The sequence below is a fragment of the Anoxybacillus flavithermus genome (assembly GCF_002742685.1).
GTDB lineage: Bacteria > Bacillota > Bacilli > Bacillales > Anoxybacillaceae > Anoxybacillus > Anoxybacillus flavithermus_E.
This window is the reverse complement of record NZ_PEDM01000007.1, coordinates 16,335-36,323: the sequence shown is the minus strand read 5'-3', so window position 1 is coordinate 36,323 and position 19,989 is coordinate 16,335. Positions and strand designations below refer to the sequence as shown.

At 40.2% G+C, this 19,989-nt stretch carries 23 protein-coding genes and 1 riboswitch; of the genes, 9 read left to right on the top strand and 14 right to left on the bottom strand.

The genetic code is table 11. The features are described from left to right. Position 1 precedes the first annotated feature (1 nt). From CS060_RS05310 to tenA, 4 genes are read right to left on the bottom strand one after another with little or no spacing between them, the layout of a single operon-like run. Positions 2–796: an energy-coupling factor transporter transmembrane component T family protein gene (locus CS060_RS05310; protein WP_035048724.1), complete on the bottom strand. Its 795-nt coding sequence runs from the start codon at positions 794–796 to the stop codon at positions 2–4. Continuing rightward, complete coding sequence (locus tag CS060_RS05305) at positions 793–2,244, bottom strand: ABC transporter ATP-binding protein (protein ID WP_035048723.1); 1,452 nt, start codon at positions 2,242–2,244, stop codon at positions 793–795. Before CS060_RS05305 ends, CS060_RS05310 begins: the two co-directional genes overlap by 4 nt. A 3-nt stretch (positions 2,245–2,247) precedes the next feature. Further along, positions 2,248–2,838, bottom strand: a complete 591-nt coding sequence (locus CS060_RS05300; RefSeq protein WP_032100903.1) for an ECF transporter S component — start codon at positions 2,836–2,838, stop codon at positions 2,248–2,250. Further along, positions 2,813–3,508 carry a thiaminase II gene (gene tenA, locus CS060_RS05295; protein ID WP_035048722.1) on the bottom strand — a complete coding sequence of 232 codons (696 nt, stop codon included), beginning with the start codon at positions 3,506–3,508 and terminating at the stop codon, positions 2,813–2,815. Before tenA ends, CS060_RS05300 begins: the two co-directional genes overlap by 26 nt. A gap of 88 nt (positions 3,509–3,596) precedes the next feature. After that, positions 3,597–3,704, bottom strand: a riboswitch (TPP riboswitch). A 132-nt stretch (positions 3,705–3,836) separates the two neighbouring features. Between tenA and CS060_RS05290 the strand changes: the two genes are divergently transcribed. Then, a complete protein-coding gene (locus tag CS060_RS05290) occupies positions 3,837–5,021 on the top strand; it encodes a class I SAM-dependent rRNA methyltransferase (RefSeq protein WP_035048721.1) in 1,185 nt (394 codons plus the stop codon). Positions 5,022–5,132: 111 nt separating this feature from the next. Further along, positions 5,133–5,267, top strand: coding sequence for a hypothetical protein (locus CS060_RS14295; RefSeq protein ID WP_255350573.1), 135 nt, complete (start codon positions 5,133–5,135; stop codon positions 5,265–5,267). A 42-nt stretch (positions 5,268–5,309) separates the two neighbouring features. On the opposite strand, the gene CS060_RS05285 is transcribed toward CS060_RS14295, so the two are convergent. The 4 genes from CS060_RS05285 to CS060_RS05270 form a co-directional block, all read right to left on the bottom strand. Continuing rightward, positions 5,310–5,798, bottom strand: a complete 489-nt coding sequence (locus CS060_RS05285; RefSeq protein ID WP_035048042.1) for a PepSY domain-containing protein — start codon at positions 5,796–5,798, stop codon at positions 5,310–5,312. Between the two features lie 122 nt (positions 5,799–5,920). After that, on the bottom strand, positions 5,921–7,585 hold the full coding sequence (locus tag CS060_RS05280; protein WP_035048043.1) for a glycoside hydrolase family 13 protein: 1,665 nt from the start codon (positions 7,583–7,585) through the stop codon (positions 5,921–5,923). Positions 7,586–7,780: 195 nt separating this feature from the next. Beyond that, positions 7,781–9,388 carry an MDR family MFS transporter gene (locus CS060_RS05275; RefSeq protein ID WP_035048045.1) on the bottom strand — a complete coding sequence of 536 codons (1,608 nt, stop codon included), beginning with the start codon at positions 9,386–9,388 and terminating at the stop codon, positions 7,781–7,783. 5 nt (positions 9,389–9,393) lie between these two features. Further along, the gene (locus tag CS060_RS05270) at positions 9,394–9,837 is read right to left on the bottom strand and encodes a MarR family winged helix-turn-helix transcriptional regulator (protein WP_035048047.1); all 444 of its coding nucleotides are present in this window, start codon (positions 9,835–9,837) and stop codon (positions 9,394–9,396) included. A gap of 135 nt (positions 9,838–9,972) precedes the next feature. Between CS060_RS05270 and CS060_RS05265 the strand changes: the two genes are divergently transcribed. After that, entirely contained in the window at positions 9,973–11,391 is a 1,419-nt protein-coding gene (locus CS060_RS05265) for a SpoVR family protein (protein WP_099668751.1), read from the top strand. Positions 11,392–11,483: 92 nt separating this feature from the next. On the opposite strand, the gene CS060_RS05260 is transcribed toward CS060_RS05265, so the two are convergent. After that, entirely contained in the window at positions 11,484–12,017 is a 534-nt protein-coding gene (locus CS060_RS05260; RefSeq protein WP_099668750.1) for a hypothetical protein, read from the bottom strand. Positions 12,018–12,172: 155 nt separating this feature from the next. Between CS060_RS05260 and CS060_RS05255 the strand changes: the two genes are divergently transcribed. The 3 genes from CS060_RS05255 (at position 12,173) to hflC (ending at position 14,629) form a co-directional block, all read left to right on the top strand. After that, complete coding sequence (locus CS060_RS05255) at positions 12,173–12,517, top strand: hypothetical protein (RefSeq protein WP_035048050.1); 345 nt, start codon at positions 12,173–12,175, stop codon at positions 12,515–12,517. A 217-nt stretch (positions 12,518–12,734) separates the two neighbouring features. After that, on the top strand, positions 12,735–13,700 hold the full coding sequence (gene hflK / locus CS060_RS05250; RefSeq protein WP_035048052.1) for an FtsH protease activity modulator HflK: 966 nt from the start codon (positions 12,735–12,737) through the stop codon (positions 13,698–13,700). Next, the gene (hflC, locus tag CS060_RS05245; RefSeq protein ID WP_035048054.1) at positions 13,697–14,629 is read left to right on the top strand and encodes a protease modulator HflC; all 933 of its coding nucleotides are present in this window, start codon (positions 13,697–13,699) and stop codon (positions 14,627–14,629) included. Before hflK ends, hflC begins: the two co-directional genes overlap by 4 nt. 4 nt (positions 14,630–14,633) lie before the next feature. Here the strand turns inward: hflC and CS060_RS05240 are convergent, their stop codons facing one another. After that, positions 14,634–15,092, bottom strand: coding sequence for a methylated-DNA--[protein]-cysteine S-methyltransferase (locus CS060_RS05240; protein ID WP_035048100.1), 459 nt, complete (start codon positions 15,090–15,092; stop codon positions 14,634–14,636). Between the two features lie 100 nt (positions 15,093–15,192). Here CS060_RS05240 and CS060_RS05235 point away from each other — a divergent pair, with 100 nt between their 5' ends. Next, positions 15,193–15,444 carry a YhdB family protein gene (locus CS060_RS05235; RefSeq protein ID WP_004892205.1) on the top strand — a complete coding sequence of 84 codons (252 nt, stop codon included), beginning with the start codon at positions 15,193–15,195 and terminating at the stop codon, positions 15,442–15,444. Between the two features lie 26 nt (positions 15,445–15,470). Here the strand turns inward: CS060_RS05235 and CS060_RS05230 are convergent, their stop codons facing one another. The 3 genes from CS060_RS05230 to CS060_RS05220 all read right to left on the bottom strand — a co-directional run bounded on the left by CS060_RS05230 (position 15,471) and on the right by CS060_RS05220 (position 18,531). After that, the gene (locus tag CS060_RS05230; protein WP_035048056.1) at positions 15,471–16,178 is read right to left on the bottom strand and encodes an SDR family oxidoreductase; all 708 of its coding nucleotides are present in this window, start codon (positions 16,176–16,178) and stop codon (positions 15,471–15,473) included. Positions 16,179–16,250: 72 nt separating this feature from the next. Beyond that, a complete protein-coding gene (locus CS060_RS05225) occupies positions 16,251–17,990 on the bottom strand; it encodes a phospho-sugar mutase (RefSeq protein ID WP_035048058.1) in 1,740 nt (579 codons plus the stop codon). Positions 17,991–18,099: 109 nt separating this feature from the next. Next, entirely contained in the window at positions 18,100–18,531 is a 432-nt protein-coding gene (locus CS060_RS05220; RefSeq protein ID WP_035048061.1) for a CBS domain-containing protein, read from the bottom strand. A 127-nt stretch (positions 18,532–18,658) separates the two neighbouring features. Here CS060_RS05220 and CS060_RS05215 point away from each other — a divergent pair, with 127 nt between their 5' ends. Together CS060_RS05215 and CS060_RS05210 are read left to right on the top strand one after the other, a co-directional pair. After that, positions 18,659–19,087 (top strand): disulfide oxidoreductase, encoded by a 429-nt coding sequence (locus CS060_RS05215; RefSeq protein WP_035048065.1) that lies wholly within the window; start codon positions 18,659–18,661, stop codon positions 19,085–19,087. Continuing rightward, a complete protein-coding gene (locus CS060_RS05210; RefSeq protein WP_035048069.1) occupies positions 19,084–19,548 on the top strand; it encodes a thioredoxin family protein in 465 nt (154 codons plus the stop codon). Before CS060_RS05215 ends, CS060_RS05210 begins: the two co-directional genes overlap by 4 nt. A gap of 24 nt (positions 19,549–19,572) precedes the next feature. On the opposite strand, the gene CS060_RS05205 is transcribed toward CS060_RS05210, so the two are convergent. Then, positions 19,573–19,974 (bottom strand): YhcU family protein, encoded by a 402-nt coding sequence (locus CS060_RS05205; RefSeq protein WP_231563597.1) that lies wholly within the window; start codon positions 19,972–19,974, stop codon positions 19,573–19,575. Between the last annotated feature and the right edge of the window lie 15 nt (positions 19,975–19,989).

The following is a 19,989-nucleotide window of genomic DNA, read 5'->3' as shown; positions in this document are numbered from 1 at the left end:
GTTATCGCACATCCTTTATCGCGACATACGGAAACATATCAGCGACATAGTATCCAAGCGCCACGATGGTACATATGACAACCAATAAATACACATCATATTTTCCGAGCGTCACCTCATAATAAAACGTCCGGGGACGCTCATTCGTAAATGCTTTTGCCTCCATCGCCACCGCAATGCGCTGAGCGCGCCGAATGCTTTGCGATAAAAGCGGGATAGCATATCGCTTCACAAGTTCAAGTTTGCCGCGAAATCCGTTCGCTTTGGCGGCTCGTCGTACTTTCAACGCTTGATGTACCGTTTGAAATTCTTCTAACATGATCGGCAATAAACGAATCGCTGCTAAAAAACTATACGCATATTTCGGTTTCAATTTCGCTTGTTGCATGAGTGAATAAAATAAAAGCACCGGCTTTGTCGTGAGCGCAAACATCAGCCCGAAAATCGCAAACAAAAGGGTTCGAAATCCGAGATGGACACCGCGATAAAAACTTTCTTCTGTAATGTGAATGAGCCCCCAACGAAACCACGTCGTCTCTCCCTTTCCGAACAAAATCATCGACGACGACGTAGAAATGAAAATAAACAAAAACGGAACGAAAAATAAAAGCACATGCTTCATCCGGTAACCGCTAAACAACATAAATAACGCGATAAACCCAATCGTCCAATTGATCAGCACGTTCGGATTATGGACAAAAACAATCACAACAAACATCGGTAAAAATAATAACAATTTCGCTGTCGGATTCGTTTGATGCAACCACGTTTCTTTATGTTCAATGCCCCATCTCATCTCATTCCACCTCGCACAAGCATCCGTGGTGCAATTATTTCATCCGCGACAAGCTTTCCGTTTTCAATGCCCCATCTTCTCGTCGCAAATTCCGACACGATGTGCTCATCGTGCGTCACCATGACAATCGTCTTTCCTTGTTGCCGATACGCTTCAAGCCATTCGAGCAACGCAAACGTATTTTTTGCATCTTGCCCAAACGTCGGTTCATCAAGAAGCAATATGCGATGACGCTCCGTTACTGAAGCGGCAACACTTAACCGCCTTTTTTGCCCCATCGACAATTGATACGGATGCAAATGCCGTTGGGCGCTTAAATGAAACCGCCTAAGCAACCTCTCTACTTCCTCTTCTATTTCATATTCCGAGCGTTTTTCAAGACGTAAACAATAAGCTAGCTCATCATCTACACGATTTGTAACAAATTGAAACTCTGGATTTTGAAATACAAAAGCGATGTTGTCGTATAATACCCCATCATTTTTTACTAGCTCTCCTCGCCAATACATATCGCCTTCTGTTCGAATTAACTTCATGAAGCTTTGCAGCAACGTGCTTTTTCCTGCACCATTTTCCCCTGTAATGGCAATCCATTCACCTGCATAAATCGTTAACTCGTCGACCGCTATTTTTTCTTCTTTTTGTCGAAAGCCGCGGAGCGATTGCACATGTAAAAGAACGTCTCCCTCTTCATACGGTTGTTGCGCTGTTTTTGGCTTTTCATACGCCTTCCACACGTCTGGATGCCAAATCCCTTGTTCAGTAATAAACGAACGATACGTTGAAAAAATTTCATTCGTTGATCCGTCAGCGATGATCTCACCATGTTCATTAAATAAAATGATGCGCTCAACAAAATCGAGAATGTGATCAATTTTATGCTCAACGATAACAACTGTTCGGTCGTCCGCTACTTCTTTTAACGTTTCCCATACTGCTTTTGTTCCTTCTTCATCGAGAAGCGCTGTCGGTTCATCTAAAAATAACACATCCGGGTCAAGCGCCAAGACAGAGGCAATCGCTAACCGCTGTTTCATTCCTCCCGATAACGTTTGAATCGGCACATGAACGTGCGGAAGACGAAGGCGTACGCGTTGAAGAACGCGCTCGATTTTTTCTTTCATCTCCGCACGTGGCACACCGAGATTTTCAAGGACAAACGCCATTTCTTCATCGACGTACGGCATGCAAAACTGCGCATCCGGATCTTGAAACACATAGCCGACTTGCTTTGGAATATGAAGCGCTTTTGCTTTCATCGGCACATCGATCGAGCGTGGAATAATGCCCGCCATCACTTGTAATAACGTCGATTTTCCACACCCTGATGGACCTAAAAGCAACACTTTTTCTCCTTTTTTAATCGAAAGCGATACATCGGTAAATAACCGTTTTTCCGCCCCCGGAAACTTTAACCGCAATTGTTCAATGTGTATCAACGATGTCACCTTCTATTTATCAAGCGAGTCGTAATCTTCTTTTGTCGTCGGGCGCAACAGTTGCGTCACACCTGTCGCCTCGAGCGCTTTTACAAGCGAATAAGCAAATACACCAGCAATGATGATCGCCCCAACGAAACGCGCACCGATAAATAACGTTAAATTCCACCATGCTAATTGATCGATATATCCTTTGTAAAAATCAAGCACTAATGAAGCAATTGTTGAACCAACAGCTGCCAGCGACACAACAGCTACATCAAAACGTTTATAACGGAAAGCCGCAAACACAAGTTCAGCTAGCAATCCTTGCACAAAACCGTAAAATAACACTTCAAGTCCCCACTCAGATCCAGCTAAAAATTCTCCTGAAGCAGCGGCAACTTCCGCAAGCAAAGCCACTCCTGGCTTACGAATCAATAAATAGGCGACGGTTGCCGCAATAAACCACATGCCATAAATAAGCTGATCGAGATGAAGTCCAAGCGGTTTTACTGCATAGTAAAGCGGTCCCCACACTTTATACACAATCCCAAACACAATCGCCACCACAACGGTCGTTAATACGTCTGTTAATTTAAGCCCTTTCGTTTGCATAAACATCCTCCTCTTCAATTGGCCAACGTTCTAATTTATACGCCATGTCCCAAAATAAATATTCATACTGGCTGCTGATCCAAAAGTGTTGCTTCATTCGCTCTAAATCTTTTTCGCTAGCTGTTTTTGCGATGTCATTTAAGCGCGCAATTTGTTGTTCGACGAGCTGCCTGAACCAATCGGAGCCGTACGCTTCAATCCATTTTGCATAAATTGGATGATTCGGCTTGCAATGTTTTAACCTCTCACCAATTTCGTAATACAACCAATAGCACGGTAAAATAGCAGCTAATACATCACCAAAGTGTCCTGCAAACGACGCGCGATACATGTGGGACGTGTACGAATACGCCGTTGGGGCAGGAACAAACGACGCCTTTTCTTCTTCTGTAATGCCGAGCTCTTTCATAAACGTTTCATGTAAACGAAGCTCAGCTTCATACGTATTTTGCGCATGATTCGCCATGCTTGCGGTCGTTTGTAAATCGTCAGCCATCGCCCCGCCAAGCGCTTGCACTTTTGCAAAGTGTGTCAAATAATATGAATCTTGTAATACATAATAGCGAAAACAACGTAAATCAAGCGTTCCTTCCCCGAGCTCTTTCACAAACGGATGATGAAAGCTCGCTTCCCAAATCGGATCGACAGCTTTGCGCAACTGTTCTGAAAACAACATTTCCTCTCCCCCTTAAGAAAAATAAAAAACCACTTTCTTTTGCGCAAAGAAAGTGGTTGTAAACGATGGAATTTAATAAAAGACACACTTCGCACCGTTTCCACTTCCCTACGCTGGTATGATCCAGATCAGGTTCTAAGGGTCTCAAAGGCACACTTTGATCTCAGCCTATCTAAAGGCCCCCCTAGTGGAATGCAATGGCATCATTCACTTTGTCATTAATATTAGCATATTTCATTGAATTGTCAAATATTTTTCTCCATTATTTGCGCACATCGTTTTCTTCCTGTATGCTAAAGTAGCGAATATATAGTCAGGAGTGGGATGTATGGCAAATGTATTTTTGAAACGAAAAAGAAAAAAGCGGCTCGAACTTGGACATCCGTGGGTGTTTCAAAGCGAAATCGATTATATTGAAGGAGATTTTGAGCCGGGGGATTTCGTCAACGTATATAACCACCAACGTCACTTTTTAGCAAAAGGATATATTAATCCAAAATCGCAAATGATCGTGCGCGTGCTGACTCAAAATCCAAACGATGAATTAAACGCGCAATTTTTTATGAACCGCATTCGTCAAGCGTGGGCGTATCGCGAGCGTATGATTCCAGGGGTTCGTTCATGCCGCGCCGTTTATGGCGAAGCCGATTTTTTACCTGGGCTAATCGTTGATAAGTACGAAGATGTGCTCGTTGTGCAAATTTTATCGCTCGGCATGGAAAAAAGAAAAGAATGGATTTTACAAGCACTTCTTGACGTCTTTCAACCAAAAGCCATTTATTTGCGCAACGACGTCCACGTGCGCGAATTAGAAGGACTAAAACAAGAAAAAGGATTTTGGTACGGCACGTGCGATACGAACGTACAGATTGAAGAAAACGGCGTCAAATACATTGTCGACATTGAAAACGGGCAAAAAACAGGATTTTTCTTCGATCAACGTCAAAACCGTGCTGCAATCAAACCGCTTATTACAAGCGAATCGACTGTACTCGATTGTTTTACGCATACAGGTTCATTTATGTTAAACGCCTGCTTATACGGAGCAAAACATGTGACCGCTGTCGATATTTCTGAACATGCGATTGAAACAGCGAAACAAAACGCCGAGCTAAACGGATTTACAAATGTGGATTTCGTTGTTGCGAACGCGTTTGACTACTTACGCGAATGTGTACAAGAGGGGAAAAAATGGGATGTCGTCATTATTGATCCTCCAGCGTTTGCAAAATCCGCTCATGCGGTGCCAAAGGCGCTTGCTGGCTATAAAGACATTAATTTAAACGGCTTAAAGCTCGTAAAAGACGGCGGCTTTTTCGTAACGGCAAGCTGCTCGTATCATGTGCATCCGGATATGTTTCAAGCGATGGTTGCGGAAGCAGCGTTTGATGCAAAGAAAATTTTACGTCAAATTCATTGGAGCGGTGCAGGGTATGACCATCCGAAACTGCTTGCCGCTGATGAAGGTGATTATTTGAAGTTTGCCATTTATGAAGTACATTCACGTAAGTAACAGGTTGGCTCATGCCAACCTGTTTAAAAAATAGACAAAATGATTGTGCACACATTGCACAAAAACAGGGTATACTATAATTGAAAACGCTTTCTTTATGAGGTGATGACAATGGCATTAAAAACGATTTGCCCAAAGTGCTTTGGAAAAAAGAAAATGAAAATTTGTTTATCGCTTTATAAAACATGCTCACTATGTAACGGAACAGGGAAAATTCAACAAACACCAACGAAACGAATTAGTTAAAAAGCACTTCGCATCAATCGTTCATGCGAAGTGCTTTTCAATTTACGCCACCGATTTTCGTTGTTTTGCTTTCGCTTGAGCCCGCAAAATTTTCACAGATAAATAAATGCCCGTCCCTGTTAAAATAATAATTGAAATAGCAGCGGCATCGATCATAAGGCGATTCCAAAGACCAAGTTTTCCGACGTGAATAGCACGCACAAATGAGGCAAATTTATTTACTTCTTTTTTCACAACTGTACCGTCTGGTGCAATCGTCACTAACGTCCCATCTTTATCGTTTAACCGTACCATATACATTCCATGATTCATCACGACACCAACTTCATCCATTGAAAACGCACCCGATTCACTCGCTTTTTTCACCGCATCGATCATATTTAACTGCGCATGTTCATGACCTCCATGCGAATGTCCACCCATGCCCATTAACCAACGCTCGGTCAACAACAATCCTGTCACCGCTTCCAAAAGTAAAAATACTGAACAAATGAGTCCAATCCATAAATGCAAATCACGAGTTTTTTTCACAAAGATCCCCCTTTAAAAATATATGCTTGTCATGAATGTACGAAAAAGAAATGAGAAAAGTATGAAATGATTGCAAAAAAAATGTGAAAATCCCCTTTTCCAATATGGAAAAGGGGATTTTATTATTTCACCAAATATACGCGCGCTTCATACGGACGCAATGTAAAGCGCGTCGCATGTTTATGCGGTTTCACATCGTAATTTGCTAACACCAATTGCTCGCTATTTAATTTCAATGAATCGTAACGATACATTGTTTTTCGGTCTGTTAAATTCACGATGACGATCGCTTTTTCATCACCTAACGTGCGCGTATACGCATAAATTGCTTTATGGTTTTCTAATATTAAATCATATGTTCCGTAAACGAATACGTCATGTTGTTTACGGAGTTGAATCATACGTTTATAAAAGTTTAACACAGAGTTCGGATCGTTCAACTGCTTTTTGACATTAATTTGTTTATAATTTTCATTCACACCAATCCAAGGTGTTCCTGTCGTAAATCCGGCGTTTTCCTCATCGGACCATTGCATCGGAGTGCGTGAATTATCACGGCCGTTTTTCCAAATCCATTGCATCACTTCTTCATGTGAACGACCTTTATTACGCTCAATGCGATAATAATTTTTAATAGCGACATCGTCATATTCATCAATCGTTTCAAATCGGACGTTCGTCATGCCAATTTCTTGTCCTTGATAAATAAACGGCGTCCCTTGCATAAGGAAATATAATGCCCCTAACGCTTTGGCGCTTTCAACAAGATATTGTTCATCATTTCCCCATGTCGACACCGAACGCGGTTGATCATGATTTTCAAGGAATAGCGCATTCCAGCCGACGCCTTCTAGTCCTTTTTGCCATTTTGTTAATACACGTTTTAATTTACGAACATCAACACCGCCATCTGTTCCTTTTTGCCAAAGTCCAAGATGTTCAAACTGAAAAATCATATTAAAAATGCCGTTTTCTTCACCAACCCAATCCTCTGCTTCCTCTACCGTTACTCCGTTCGCTTCTCCAACAGTCATAATGTCATAACGCGCAAACGTTTGCGCTTTGAGCTCACGAAGATAGTCCATAATCCCTTCTTGATTCATATGTCCGTCAAATGAAGGGACATAATCAAGCCCTTTTGGATTTGGTAAATCAGGGAGACCTTCTTTTTTCTTAATGTGTGAAATCGCATCGACACGGAAGCCATCAATGCCTTTATCGAGCCACCAGTTAATCATATCATATAACGCGCGACGAACATCTTCATTTTCCCAATTTAAATCAGGTTGCTTTGTCGCAAACACATGCAAATAATATTGATCGGTTCCCTCATCATACTCCCAAGCTGAACCACCAAAAATGCTTTCCCAGTTGTTTGGCTCTTTGCCGTTTTTCCCATCGCGCCAAATATACCAATCGCGTTTCGGGTTGTCTCGCGATGAACGCGACTCAATAAACCACGGATGCTCATCGCTCGTATGGTTAATGACGAGATCTAAAATGACCTTCATGTCGCGCTTATGAATTTCTTCAAGCAGCTGATCGAAATCTCCCATCGTACCAAACTGCTCCATAATGTCTTGATAGTCGCTAATGTCATAGCCATTATCTGCGTTTGGCGATCTATAAATTGGACAAATCCATATGACATCGATTCCAAGGTCTTTCAAATAATCGAGCTTTTGAATGATACCTTGTAAATCACCGATGCCGTCTCCGTTTGAATCCATGAAACTTCTTGGGTATATTTGATATGCAATCGCTTCTTTCCACCAAGCTCTTTTCACGTAAAATCCTCCTCAATCCACTTAAAATAAATCGCTTTCAATCTTTATTACTCTTTCATGTTAATATACAAACGTCTTTGTTTAAAGAGGAAGTTGCACTTTTTCATAAAAAATTTCGTTTTACATGTGCAAACGTTTCACTTTTTTTAACTGAAAAAAGCAAACAACCGCATTAGCGATCGTTTGCTTTTATATTTATTCCATTGGAGCCGTTTTATTCTGCGTACGAGAAATCGTAATACGACCGATAAACATCGCAAAAATAAAACCGATGCCAACAAAGATTAACCCATATAAAAACACATCGCTTAATGCATCCACGAGCGTTTGTTTTAATACAGGCACAAACATTTGTTGCATTTGTTCAGGAATTTTTTTTAACGTATCCGGATTTAAAATGACCGAATATACACTTTGCGGATTCGATTCAACGAGTTGTTTAAACGAATCCATCATCGCATGCGCTTGTGCTGGTAATTTTTCTAACAGCGGGAGAAATTTTGCTTCTAGTAAATCTTTCGAACGATGATTCATAATCGCTCCTAACAACGTCGCCCCAAACGTTCCTCCAATTTGACGGAAAAACTGGCTCGATGATGTCACAATACCGAGCTGCGATTTTGGAAATACTTCTTGTAACGCTAGTGTAATCACCGGATTGACAAACCCTAATCCAAAACCGAGTGTTGCCATAAATGACATCGCCGTCCATTTATTTGTATGGACATCCATCGTTGACAATAAGAAAAAGCCAAGCGCAACAAGCACCATCCCAGCAATGACTTGCGGACGAACGCCAATTTTTTGTACAAGTCGTCCACCAATCATGCTTGCAATAATGAGCGCCAACATCATCGGAAACATCATCGTTCCTGATTCAGATGGACTCATGCCAATAATGCCTTGCATAAAGAGCGGGACAAACATAATCGCTCCAAACATGCCGACAGACATAAAAAAACCGACACTATTGAGCACAACAAACGTTTTATTTTTTAATAAATGAATCGGCATAATCGGTTCTTCTGCTTTTCGCTCAACGAATACAAATAAACTAAAGAAAACGACTGAGCTAGCTAGTAAAGAAATGATTTGCCATGATAACCAATCGTATTTATCGCCACCAAACGTTAAAGCGAGCAACAGCGAAACAACGGCCACAACCATCGTAAACATGCCAGCTAAATCAAGCTTTACTCGCTCAGCCACGCGATGATTATGCAAGCCGATCGAAATGAGCACAATTGCCAATATACCGACAGGAAGGTTAATGTAAAATACCCAACGCCAGTTTAACGAATCAACAATCCATCCACCGACTTGCGGACCGAGAATAGATGCCAATCCAAATACACCACCAAACACACCTTGCCATTTTGCCCGCTCTGCTCCTGTAAACAAATCACCGATAACAATCATCGCCATTGGCATCATAATACCGCCACCAATGCCTTGAATGGCTCGGAAAATAATAAGCTGTGTCATCGTATCCGCCATGCCACATAACGCTGAACCAATAATAAAAATCGCTAATCCTGTAACATAAATCGACTTTCGCCCAAATAAATCAGCAAGCTTCCCTGCAATCGGAACGATCGTTGTCGATGTGAGCATATATGCTGTTGTCAACCAAGCCATCATACTCAATCCACCAAGTTCCCCAACAATGCGTGGCAACGCTGTCCCAACAATCGTGCCATCTAAAGCCCCAAACAACATCGCAACAAGAAGCCCCGTAATTAAAATGCCTCGTTTTTGTTGTATATTTGCAATACTTGTTTGTATCGCTGCTTGTTCTTTCATACATCTCACTTCTCCTCTTTTTCGTTTATCGCAGCAATTTTTTCGATAATATAGACAAACTGTTCAAGTTCATCAAATTGCAATTGGCTTAAATAACGCTCAATAATTTTTCTTCGCTCCGTTCGTGCATGCTGAAGCATTTCTTTCCCCTTTTCAGACAATTGCACATACACGACACGCCGATCCTCTTCATCTCGCTCGCGCAATACAAATCCGCTTTTATACAAGCGGTCAATCATTGTAGTAATGGCGCTCGGTTTGACGAACATCTCTTCTGCCAATTCGCTTACTGTACATTTCCCACGCTTCGACAACAAATTTAAAATAAAAAACTGCGGTTTCGTTAAGCCAATTTCCTCCTTAGCCAAGTCAGCTGCCAATCTGCGAAGGGCTAACGAAAACGCATGCTCTAATCGCTCAACAAGCGCGGTGAACGGCGTTTGCTCCATACACACCCCACCTTTTTAACAACATAAATATTTAACATAGTTAAATATACATAAAAGAAAATATAAAGTCAATGAAACATTCTTGACGTATCAAATGACGCGCTCGTTCATACATTGTCATAAGGAGGGAGTGCGATGAAACGAGATGAACAAAAAGCACTAGAAAAAGCAATTGCGGAAATTACGGAAATTGCCGAAGGGTTTGGGCTTGATTTTTATGAAATGCGCTATGAAATTTGCCCAGCTGATATTATTTATACATTTGGAGCGTACGGCATGCCGACACGTTTTTCTCATTGGAGTTTTGGGAAACAATTTCATAAAATGAAACTTCATTATGATCTCGGATTAAGTAAAATTTACGAGCTTGTCATTAACTCCGATCCGTGCTACGCTTTTTTATTAAACACAAACACCCTTATTCAAAATAAATTAATTGTCGCACACGTCCTTGCTCATAGCGACTTTTTTAAAAATAACATTCGCTTTAGCAATACAAAACGAGACATGGTCGAAAGCATGGCGGCAACGGCCGAACGAATAAAGCATTACGAACATGAATACGGAAAACAAGAAGTCGAAAAGTTTTTAGACGCTGTATTGGCCATTCAAGAACATATCGACCCTTCGCTTCTTCGACCAAAGCTTTCATGGACGATTGCTGATACAGAAGTATACGATGATGATGATGAAACGCCAAAATCGTCGCCATATGACGATTTATGGTCGCTTGATGAAAAGAAAAAAGCGCCACAAACACGGAAAAAAAGAAAAAAATTCCCCCCTCAACCAGAAAAAGATTTGCTTTTGTTTATTGAAGAATATAGCCGTGAACTTGACGAATGGCAACGCGACATTTTAACAATGATGCGTGAAGAAATGCTTTATTTTTGGCCGCAACTCGAAACGAAAATTATGAACGAAGGCTGGGCAACGTACTGGCATCAACGCATTTTACGTGAAATGGATTTAACGAGCGATGAAGCGATTGAATTTGCCAAATTAAATGCAGGCGTTGTCCAACCGTCACGCACCGGCATTAATCCGTATTACTTAGGATTAAAAATTTTTGAAGATATTGAAAAGCGCTGGGACAATCCGACAGAAGAAATGAAAAAGCTCGGTGTCAAACCGGGTTCAGGGCGTGCAAAAATATTTGAAGTACGTGAATTAGAGTCCGATATTTCCTTTTTGCGCAACTATTTAACGAAAGAACTCGTTATGCGTGAAGATATGTATTTATTCCAAAAACAAGGAAAAGACTACAAAATTGTTGATAAACATTGGGAACATATACGCGATCAACTTGTGAACATGCGCATCAACGGTGGCTTCCCATACATTACAGTGAACGATGGCGACTATATGCGCAATGGGGAACTATATTTAAAACATTCGTACGAAGGTATTGAACTTGACGTCAAATATTTAGAAAAAGTGCTTCCTTACATTTATCAACTTTGGGGCCGAACGGTTCATATCGAAACGATCATTGAAAACAAACCGACGCTATTCACATACGACGGACGAAACGTACAACGAAAATATATATGAGCTACTGAGTGAACAATTAACAAAAAGTTTACATTTTATGTAAACTTTTTGTTCTTTTTCTCATTAATTACATAAAGCTTGTGTCACAGCATTTATTTAATTAAAATCTTACCTGTGTTCTTAAAACGTTCTATAATGACAAATAGTCGAGAATAGCAATCTTGAATAGTTTTTTCATTCCGAATATTATTATAAAGACCCATACCAAAGTACGTATCTTTATAAAATCCTACTACATAGTCCCCTGATTTTATAATGTGAGCATCCTCATAACTTAATTGGTCATCAAGAAACGCTAAGTAGACCTTTTCAGAATCAATAAAGACAAATGGAATAGGGGATTCCCAATAAATTTTAGCGTACTGTGGCTCAGCCGCCTCTTTGAGATGTTTCTTAGTAATAAACACACTATCCAAGTTTGTGAATTTTTTTTGCAAAACGTCTTCCATCGACATTTGAATGAAAGACACATTTTTTTCCCTAATCTTAGGAATATCTCCAACAATCCCGATTTTTAGTTCATTTCCTGAATAAACTGGAGAATGAAAATTTGCTCCCTCATTTGTTTTGTGGATCAAGTACGTAACAAAGAGTATTAATATCATCATTGTGAATAGTTTTCTCATGGTTCCCTCCCAAATGAATAATAATCAAAACAATTATATTACATCAAAAACCATAATTATAAAAAATAGTTTTTTTGGATTATGTTTGTTAGTATTATATTAGTTGCTATCCAAATGATAGCTTAAAAACTTAATTTTTTATATTGAGGTAAATAATGAAAAATATCCTGTTATCAATTTTTTTATTATTCATTTTGTCAAATTTAGCCCCAATCAACAACCAAGTTTATGCAGAAGAAAATAATGATATTAGAAAATTTGTTGAATTAAAGGAGAGCGATGTATTCACTCCTATGACTGATGAAGAATTAGATAAGATTAGGGATTCTGATGAAGACTATCATGTCGAGTTAACATATGAACAAGCTGTTGAGAGAACAGCAGAAATAACTGGAAAATCAGTTGAACAGGTATCTATTAAATACAAGGCGACTTGTGGTTGTGTTTTAGATGCCATTATTTGCTCCTCTTGTCATCGTGTCAGTTTTTCTGGTGATTAAGAACAAGGCATAGGGATCAGAAATCTTTATTCCGACCTATAGGCTAACCTAAAGTTTTAGGTTAGCCTTATTTTAATGGCAATGATAAATCAATGTACTCTTCTCAAATATTTTTTGAAACAGTCGGAATTCACCGAAACAATCAGTATCTTTTTTATTGAAACTTTTTTCTTTTTTTTCCGTACATACATATAAATAACAAGAAAGGTGGGTTTATATGGAGAAACGTTCAGTTACAGGAATCATCATCGGCACAGTGGCAGGTCTTTTTCTTCTTGTCGCTGCATTAACGTCATGGTACACCGTTGATGAGTCGGAACAAGCGATTATTTTAACATTTGGAAAAATCGACGAAGAAGTGACAACACCCGGACTACATTTTAAACTTCCTTGGCCCATTCAAACGGTAGAAACGTTATCGCGCGAAACATTTAGTTTACAGTTCGGCTACAAAGAAGAAAACGGAAAAGTTGTCGCATCGAACCAAGGGGATACGAAAATGATTACGGGCGATGAAAATATTGTGCTCGCCGATATGGTCGTACAATGGAAGATTACCGATCCTGCGAAATTTCTTTACCGCTCATACGAACCGGAACAAATTTTATACAATGCGACATCTGCTTCTTTGCGCAGCGTCATCGGTAGCTCAAAAATTGATGATGCATTAACGTCCGGCAAAGCAAAAATTGAAGCGGATGTGCGGGAGTCGCTCACCGCATTAATGAAAAAATACGATATCGGCATTTCGATTTTAGCTGTGAAGTTACAAGATGTTGATTTGCCAAATGACGAAGTGCGCAAAGCATTTACAAACGTCACTGATGCACGTGAGACGATGAATACAAAAATTAACGAAGCGAATAAATATCGCAACAAACGAACGAAAGAAGCCGAAGGAGAAAAAGACGCATTAATTTCCCAAGCGGAAGCTGATAAAGTAGCACGCATTGAAAAAGCGTATGGAGATGTCGCTAAATTTAATGCCTTATACGAAGAATATAAAAATGCAAAAGACATTACAAAACAACGGCTAATGATTGAAACACTTGAACAGGTGCTTCCATACACGCGCATTTACATTATGAACGACGATGGCAATACGCTAAAATATTTGCCAATTCAACCGATCGAAAAACAAACAACAGAGAAAAAGAAAGAGCAAGGGAGTGGTAACGAATGACAAACTTCCAAGACGATCAAAACATCATTCACTTTAAAGATAAACTGCCAACGAAATGGTTTCGTTTTATCATCGGTGGCGTCATCGGACTTGTTTTACTTGTTATCGCTTTAACAAACGTCTACATTGTTCATGAAAATGAATATAAAGTCGTACGTCAATTTGGAGAGATTGTTCGCATCGATCAAACGCCGGGATTACGTTTTAAAATTCCTTTTATTCAAAGCGTGACATCATTGCCAAAAGCACAAATTTTTTATGATGTCGCCGAGGCAGAAATTAATACAAAAGATAAAAAGCGTATTCTCGTCAATCATTACGCCATTTGGGAAATTACAAACCCAAAAGAAATGATTCAAAATGCTCGTACATTGGAAAATGCAGAATCAAAAATGGATGAATTTATTTTCTCCATTGTCCGTACCGAGCTTGGACGGTTAAATTACGATGAAATTATTAACGATGAAAAGTCATCGCGCGGCAGTTTAAACGATGAAGTAACAGCGAAAGTGAACGAACTGTTACAACAAGACCGTTACGGCATTCGCGTCGTTGATGTGCGCATGAAGCGCATTGACTTACCGGAAGAAAATGAACAGTCTGTTTATAAACGCATGATTTCCGAGCGTGAATCGAAAGCACAAGAATATTTATCGATGGGAGATGCCCAAAAACAGCGTATTATTGCGCAAACAGATCGCGAAGTAAAAGAAATGCTCGCCAAGGCGCAAGCGGATGCTGAGCGCATTCGTGCAGCGGGTGAACAAGAAGCAGCACGCATTTATAACGAAACATTTGCAAAAGACCCTGAGTTTTATTCTTTTTACCGTACGCTCGAATCGTATAAAACGACAATTGGCGAAGATACGGTCGTCATTTTACCAGCAAACTCTCCTTATGCGAAATGGCTATTGGGGCAAACGCGCTGAGCTTTCAGCGCGTTTCATGCGCAAGTAGCCATTTTTTTCTTTCTATTCCCCACGCATATCCGCCAAGTTGGCCGCCGATACGCACGACGCGATGACAAGGAATAACGATGGTGATCGGATTGCTACCGACAGCATTCCCAACGGCTCGCACCGCTTTCGGCTGGCCAATTTGTTTTGCAATATGAGCATACGAAACCGTTTCTCCATAAGGAATCGTTTGTAGCACTTCCCATACCCGCATTTGAAACGGAGTACCAACGAGCTTTAACGGCATCGAAAATGATGTCCGTTTCTTGTGAAAGTACTGTTCAAGCTCTTCTATACATTGACAAACGCAAATCGGGACGTTTCTGTTATTTTCCTCGCCTCGTTCAACAACATCGATCCGTTCAATTCCTTCATTCGTTCCAATGATTTGTAACCAACCGATCGGTGATTCATAATACACAACGTGTTTCTCCATCGCCAACTCTCCTCTGCCAAATCGCACAACATTTACAGCGAAAAAAACGACCATTTTTTCATAAACTACATATAGCTCCTCACAATAAGGAGGGTTTGCGTTGCATACAGCTGATTACGATAAAGCGCTTTATTATACGTACCGATCGGAATGGGATCATTTACTCATTCTTATGGTGCGCACAAAAGACGATTTACTTTCAAAAAAAATTGAACAGTTTCTTCATGCATATAATTTCGAAAAAGATTACACTGTCGTCCAAAAGCGGCTAAATGCATTGTTACGTTACATCGATCACGCGTTAGACGTGTATGAACAAGAGCCAACACTGACGATGCAATATGATTATTAAAGCGGAAGGAACTCCTTTCGCTTTTTTTATACGATCGGATACGTTTGAATGAGTGGATGCAGCACAATTTCATCCACTAACATATGCTTTGGTGCACTCGCCATATAAACGACAGCTTCTGCAACGTCTTCTGCCTTTAACCATTCTGCTTTTTCAGGTAATCCTTGCGTGGAGTTAGCGAAATATGTATCGACCATCCCCGGATTAATTGTACCGACGCGAATGCCATATGAGCGCACTTCTTGAGCGACGCTTCCCGAAAATCCTTGAACAGCATATTTCGTCGCTGTATATGCAGAACCGTTTGCAATCGTATACCGACCAACGTCCGATGAAATCGTAATAATCGTCCCCGATCGTTGTTTTTTCATTTGTGGAAGAACCGCTTTTGTTCCAATAAATACCCCTTGCACATTTACTTCAAACAATCGTTTCCATTCTTCAACTGTTGTTTCCTCTACAGGTTTAAATACGCCAATACCAGCATTATTCACAAGTAAATCAATGCGACCGAATGTAGCGATGGTTGCTTCCACCACTTCATTCATCTGTTGTTCGTTTGACACGTCCGCTTGAAACGTTTTCACATCCTTTAATTGCTCGCTTACGCGGTGAATATCCGAAGAACTACCAATTAATACAAGCTTCATTCGTTGCTCTGCCAACTTATGTGCAATCGCTAAACCGATGCCACGCGATGCGCCTGTCACAATAGCCACTTGTCCTTGTAACAAATGAAAATCACCCTTTCTACTTTGTCGCTTCTATGTTACTTGTTCCTCATTTAAAAAACAACTGATAAGGCATTACACCTTATCAGCTGTTAACGTATATACTCGCTCCATGACCGCTGTTTCTAATTGCTCTAATTGTTGCTTTGCTTCTGCAAGTGTCCGCCCTTTTACACCAAAATAAAATTTCATTTTTGGCTCTGTGCCAGACGGACGCGCACAAAACCATGATCCATCTTCTAGCACATATTTTAATACATTCGACTTCGGCAAATGGATCGTTTCTTTTTTACCTGTATTCGTATATACTCGTTCCCCCACCTTATAGTCTTCACGAATATCGACACGCTGATTGGCGACAACGGCTGGCGGTTCATTTCGGAACGTTGCCAATAATGCTTCGATTCGCTCGGCTCCTTCTTTTCCTTTTAGTGTGAGTGAACGCAACCCTTCTTGATAGTATCCATATTGTTCAAACAATTGCATAAGTGCCTCGTATAAAGATAAGCCTTGCTTTTTATAAAACGCGCACACTTCAACAGCTAAAACAGCTGCTTGAATGGCGTCTTTATCACGGGCAAAATCACCAATTAAGTAACCGTAGCTTTCTTCGTAACCAAACTGGAATACGTACTCTCCTGTTTGCTCGTATTGTTTAATTTTTTCACCAATAAATTTGAAGCCTGTCAATGTATCCATCGTGTCGATCCCAAATGACTTGGCAATCGCACGTCCAAATTCAGATGTAACGATCGTTTTAAATACAATCCCATTTGACGGCAATATCCCTTTTTCTTTCTTTTGTGAAAGAATGTAATGAAGCAACAAGCCACCTGTTTGATTCCCTGTTAAAACGATATATTCTCCTTGTTCATTTTTTACCGCAATGCCTAAACGATCGGCATCGGGATCTGTTGCAATTAGTACATCAGCATCGACTTGTTTACCAAGTTGAATCGCTAGTTCAAACGCGGCATGTTCTTCTGGATTTGGCGATTTCACTGTCGAAAAGTTTGGATCCGGTTGTTCTTGCTCTTTCACAACAAATACGTTTTCGTAGCCAAATTCTTTCAATCCGCGTTGCACAAGTTTATTTGCTGTGCCGTGAAGCGGAGTAAATACGATTTTCACATCGACTTCATGGGAAAGTTCTGGGCGAAGCGAGATCGTTTTTAACTTTTGTATGTATGCATCATCAATCTCTGCACCGATGATTTGAATCAACCCTTTTTCTTTTAATACATCTTCTCGTTCAACCGCAAGCTCCCATTCATTTTCAATCGCATTGACATATGCAATGACAACATCGGCAATGTGTGGCGGCATTTGCGCCCCGTCTTCTCCGTACACTTTATAACCGTTATACTCCGGTGGATTGTGGCTAGCGGTAATGACAATGCCTGAAAAAGCATTTAGATGACGAACAGCAAACGAAAGCTCTGGAGTCGGGCGAAGCTCATCAAACACATACGTTTGAATGCCATGAGTCGCCAGCGTTTTTGCTGCCTCCATGGCAAATTGTTGCGATTTATGGCGCGAATCGTATGCGATCACAACCCCCCGTCTCTTCGCCTCTGCTCCAAAAGACTCGATATATCGCGCTAACCCTGCCGATGCTTTTCGCACCGTATATATGTTCATCCGGTTCGTTCCCGGGCCGATTTCGCCACGCATGCCTCCTGTACCAAACTCTAACGTTTTATAAAAACAATCTTCCAACAATTTTTCATCTTGTTCGAGTTGTTGCAAGTGCATGCGCAATTCTTCATCTAATTGCGCCTGTTTCCAGCGTTCGTACACCATTTTCCAAGTCATATTTATCCCTCCATATCGTTGCTCATTGTAACTTATTCTCGCTTTTTTATGCAAATTCCTTTTTTGAATAAAAAGGAGCTTCTTGTAAAGAAGCCCCTTTCTTTCTTGTTTAATGATATGAAGGTTCAGAAATCTCGGATAACGCTTGTTCTGCTGCTTCATCATAAGCTTGGTTTGTGGCGATATCACCTAGAGCAACAATACCACAAAGGGCATTATTTTGCACGATCGGCAAGCGACGAATTTGATTTTTCGCCATCACTTTCGCTGCTTCATCCACACTCATATTCGGTGTACCTGTCACGACATTGCTTGTCATAACTTGTGAAACAGGCGTTGAAGGGGTTAACCCTTGCGCAGTCGTACGAAGGGTAATATCACGGTCAGTGATCATCCCTTTCACTTTTCCGTTTTCAACAACGGGAATCGCTCCGACGTTATGCTCGTTCATTAGTTGTGCTGCCTCTTGAACAGATTGATCTGGTGTAACCGTTGCCACTTGGCGCGTCATAATTGATTCAACTGTATGATTCAATATCATCCTCCCCTTTCGCTTTTTATTGTGTACGTTCAACTGTTCATTATGTAAGTAAAATGTAGTCGCAATTTACATCATTTCTTTCCATGTACTATAATGAACAGAGAGTAAAAAATAAGAAGGTGGAATGATGGCTCGAAAAGAAAATTACTTACTAGTCGCTTGGGTTGTTGCGCTAATCGCTACACTTGGTAGCCTTTATTTTTCTGAAGTATTAAAATTTACCCCATGTGAACTTTGTTGGTATCAGCGTATTTTTATGTATCCGCAAGTATTTTTACTTGGTATGGCTTTTGTGCGTAAGGATTTTAAAATCGCCCATTATACACTAATGTTATCTGTTATCGGTGGGACAATTTCTTCTTATCATTATCTCATTCAAAAAATAACATTTTTCCGTGATACAGCTCCATCGTGCGGCATTGTACCATGTACAGGACAGTACATCAACTGGTTCGGATTTATTACCATTCCGTTTTTAGCACTTATTGCTTTTATTTTCATTAGCATCATAAGCTATCGTCTTATAAAAATGGAGAAAGAAGGGAAAGACGAATGAAAAAATTGCTTATTTTCGGTGGGATCATTATCATTTTATTTGGGGCACTCGCTTGGATTACGTCCTATACGCAAAAACAAAAAGCAGAAGGAAATCCATTCGGGAAAGAAGAGTTGCACCCAGCGACGATCGATCTTCTTGATGATCCGAACTATCAAAACGTTATTTTACCAGATGAATTAAAAGAAGCATTAAACAAAAAAGAAACGATAACCGTTTACTTTTACAGTTCAACATGCGAATTTTGTAAAAAGACAACACCGATCGTTGCTCCACTCGCGCAGAAGATGGGCATTGACTTAAAACAATTTAACTTACTTGAATTTGAAGAAGGCTGGGACGAGTATCATATCGAGGCAACACCGACAATTGTTCACTTTAAAAATGGCAAAGAAGTCGCACGTATAGAAGGATATTATGAAGAAGACGTATTTCGAAAATGGTTTGAACAAATTAAATAAAAAGCCTTCGTTGTGAAGGCTTTTTTACATCACCCAAGCGTGAACAGGCTTCATATACATGCTTACATATTCATCTTTTTGATGTAAAAAATGTTCGAGAGTGAGTGGAAAACTAATGCCATGCTGTTCTAGCTGTTCAATATTGCGCTGAAACAGCTGTTCATAATGAACTGAACGATGATGGGACGAAACAAACTCGATGATGGCTTGTAATGATTGTAATGCAGAAATAATCGCAAATGCCTCTTTCAACGTTCCGTCATATGTGGGAGCTTCAAACTGTAATACACCGAGCGATTGAAACGTTTCAATTTCATCGTCTGTAAAATATTTTGGAAAAATACATGTATAAAACTGTTCAATAAGCGAATGAATATATTGTTTTTGTTCTTCCGTAGCAACATAAACGGTTTTCAATTGCCTCACCTTTTTTCCATTTCA

What these genes read in the sequence shown, in the direction of transcription:
- CS060_RS05310 (WP_035048724.1), bottom strand. Translation starts at nt 796, where the DNA reads ATGAGATGGGGCATTGAACATAAAGAAACGTGGTTGCATCAAACGAAT.
- CS060_RS05240 (WP_035048100.1), bottom strand. Translation starts at nt 15,092, where the DNA reads ATGGAGAAACACGTTGTGTATTATGAATCACCGATCGGTTGGTTACAA.
- CS060_RS05260 (WP_099668750.1), bottom strand. Translation starts at nt 12,017, where the DNA reads ATGAGAAAACTATTCACAATGATGATATTAATACTCTTTGTTACGTAC.
- CS060_RS05270 (WP_035048047.1), bottom strand. Translation starts at nt 9,837, where the DNA reads ATGGAGCAAACGCCGTTCACCGCGCTTGTTGAGCGATTAGAGCATGCG.
- CS060_RS05220 (WP_035048061.1), bottom strand. Translation starts at nt 18,531, where the DNA reads ATGATATTGAATCATACAGTTGAATCAATTATGACGCGCCAAGTGGCA.
- CS060_RS14295 (WP_255350573.1), top strand. Translation starts at nt 5,133, where the DNA reads ATGGCATTAAAAACGATTTGCCCAAAGTGCTTTGGAAAAAAGAAAATG.
- CS060_RS05215 (WP_035048065.1), top strand. Translation starts at nt 18,659, where the DNA reads ATGGCTCGAAAAGAAAATTACTTACTAGTCGCTTGGGTTGTTGCGCTA.
- CS060_RS05300 (WP_032100903.1), bottom strand. Translation starts at nt 2,838, where the DNA reads ATGTTTATGCAAACGAAAGGGCTTAAATTAACAGACGTATTAACGACC.
- hflK (WP_035048052.1), top strand. Translation starts at nt 12,735, where the DNA reads ATGGAGAAACGTTCAGTTACAGGAATCATCATCGGCACAGTGGCAGGT.
- CS060_RS05290 (WP_035048721.1), top strand. Translation starts at nt 3,837, where the DNA reads ATGGCAAATGTATTTTTGAAACGAAAAAGAAAAAAGCGGCTCGAACTT.
- CS060_RS05265 (WP_099668751.1), top strand. Translation starts at nt 9,973, where the DNA reads ATGAAACGAGATGAACAAAAAGCACTAGAAAAAGCAATTGCGGAAATT.
- CS060_RS05210 (WP_035048069.1), top strand. Translation starts at nt 19,084, where the DNA reads ATGAAAAAATTGCTTATTTTCGGTGGGATCATTATCATTTTATTTGGG.
- tenA (WP_035048722.1), bottom strand. Translation starts at nt 3,508, where the DNA reads ATGTTGTTTTCAGAACAGTTGCGCAAAGCTGTCGATCCGATTTGGGAA.
- CS060_RS05275 (WP_035048045.1), bottom strand. Translation starts at nt 9,388, where the DNA reads ATGAAAGAACAAGCAGCGATACAAACAAGTATTGCAAATATACAACAA.
- CS060_RS05255 (WP_035048050.1), top strand. Translation starts at nt 12,173, where the DNA reads ATGAAAAATATCCTGTTATCAATTTTTTTATTATTCATTTTGTCAAAT.
- hflC (WP_035048054.1), top strand. Translation starts at nt 13,697, where the DNA reads ATGACAAACTTCCAAGACGATCAAAACATCATTCACTTTAAAGATAAA.
- CS060_RS05225 (WP_035048058.1), bottom strand. Translation starts at nt 17,990, where the DNA reads ATGACTTGGAAAATGGTGTACGAACGCTGGAAACAGGCGCAATTAGAT.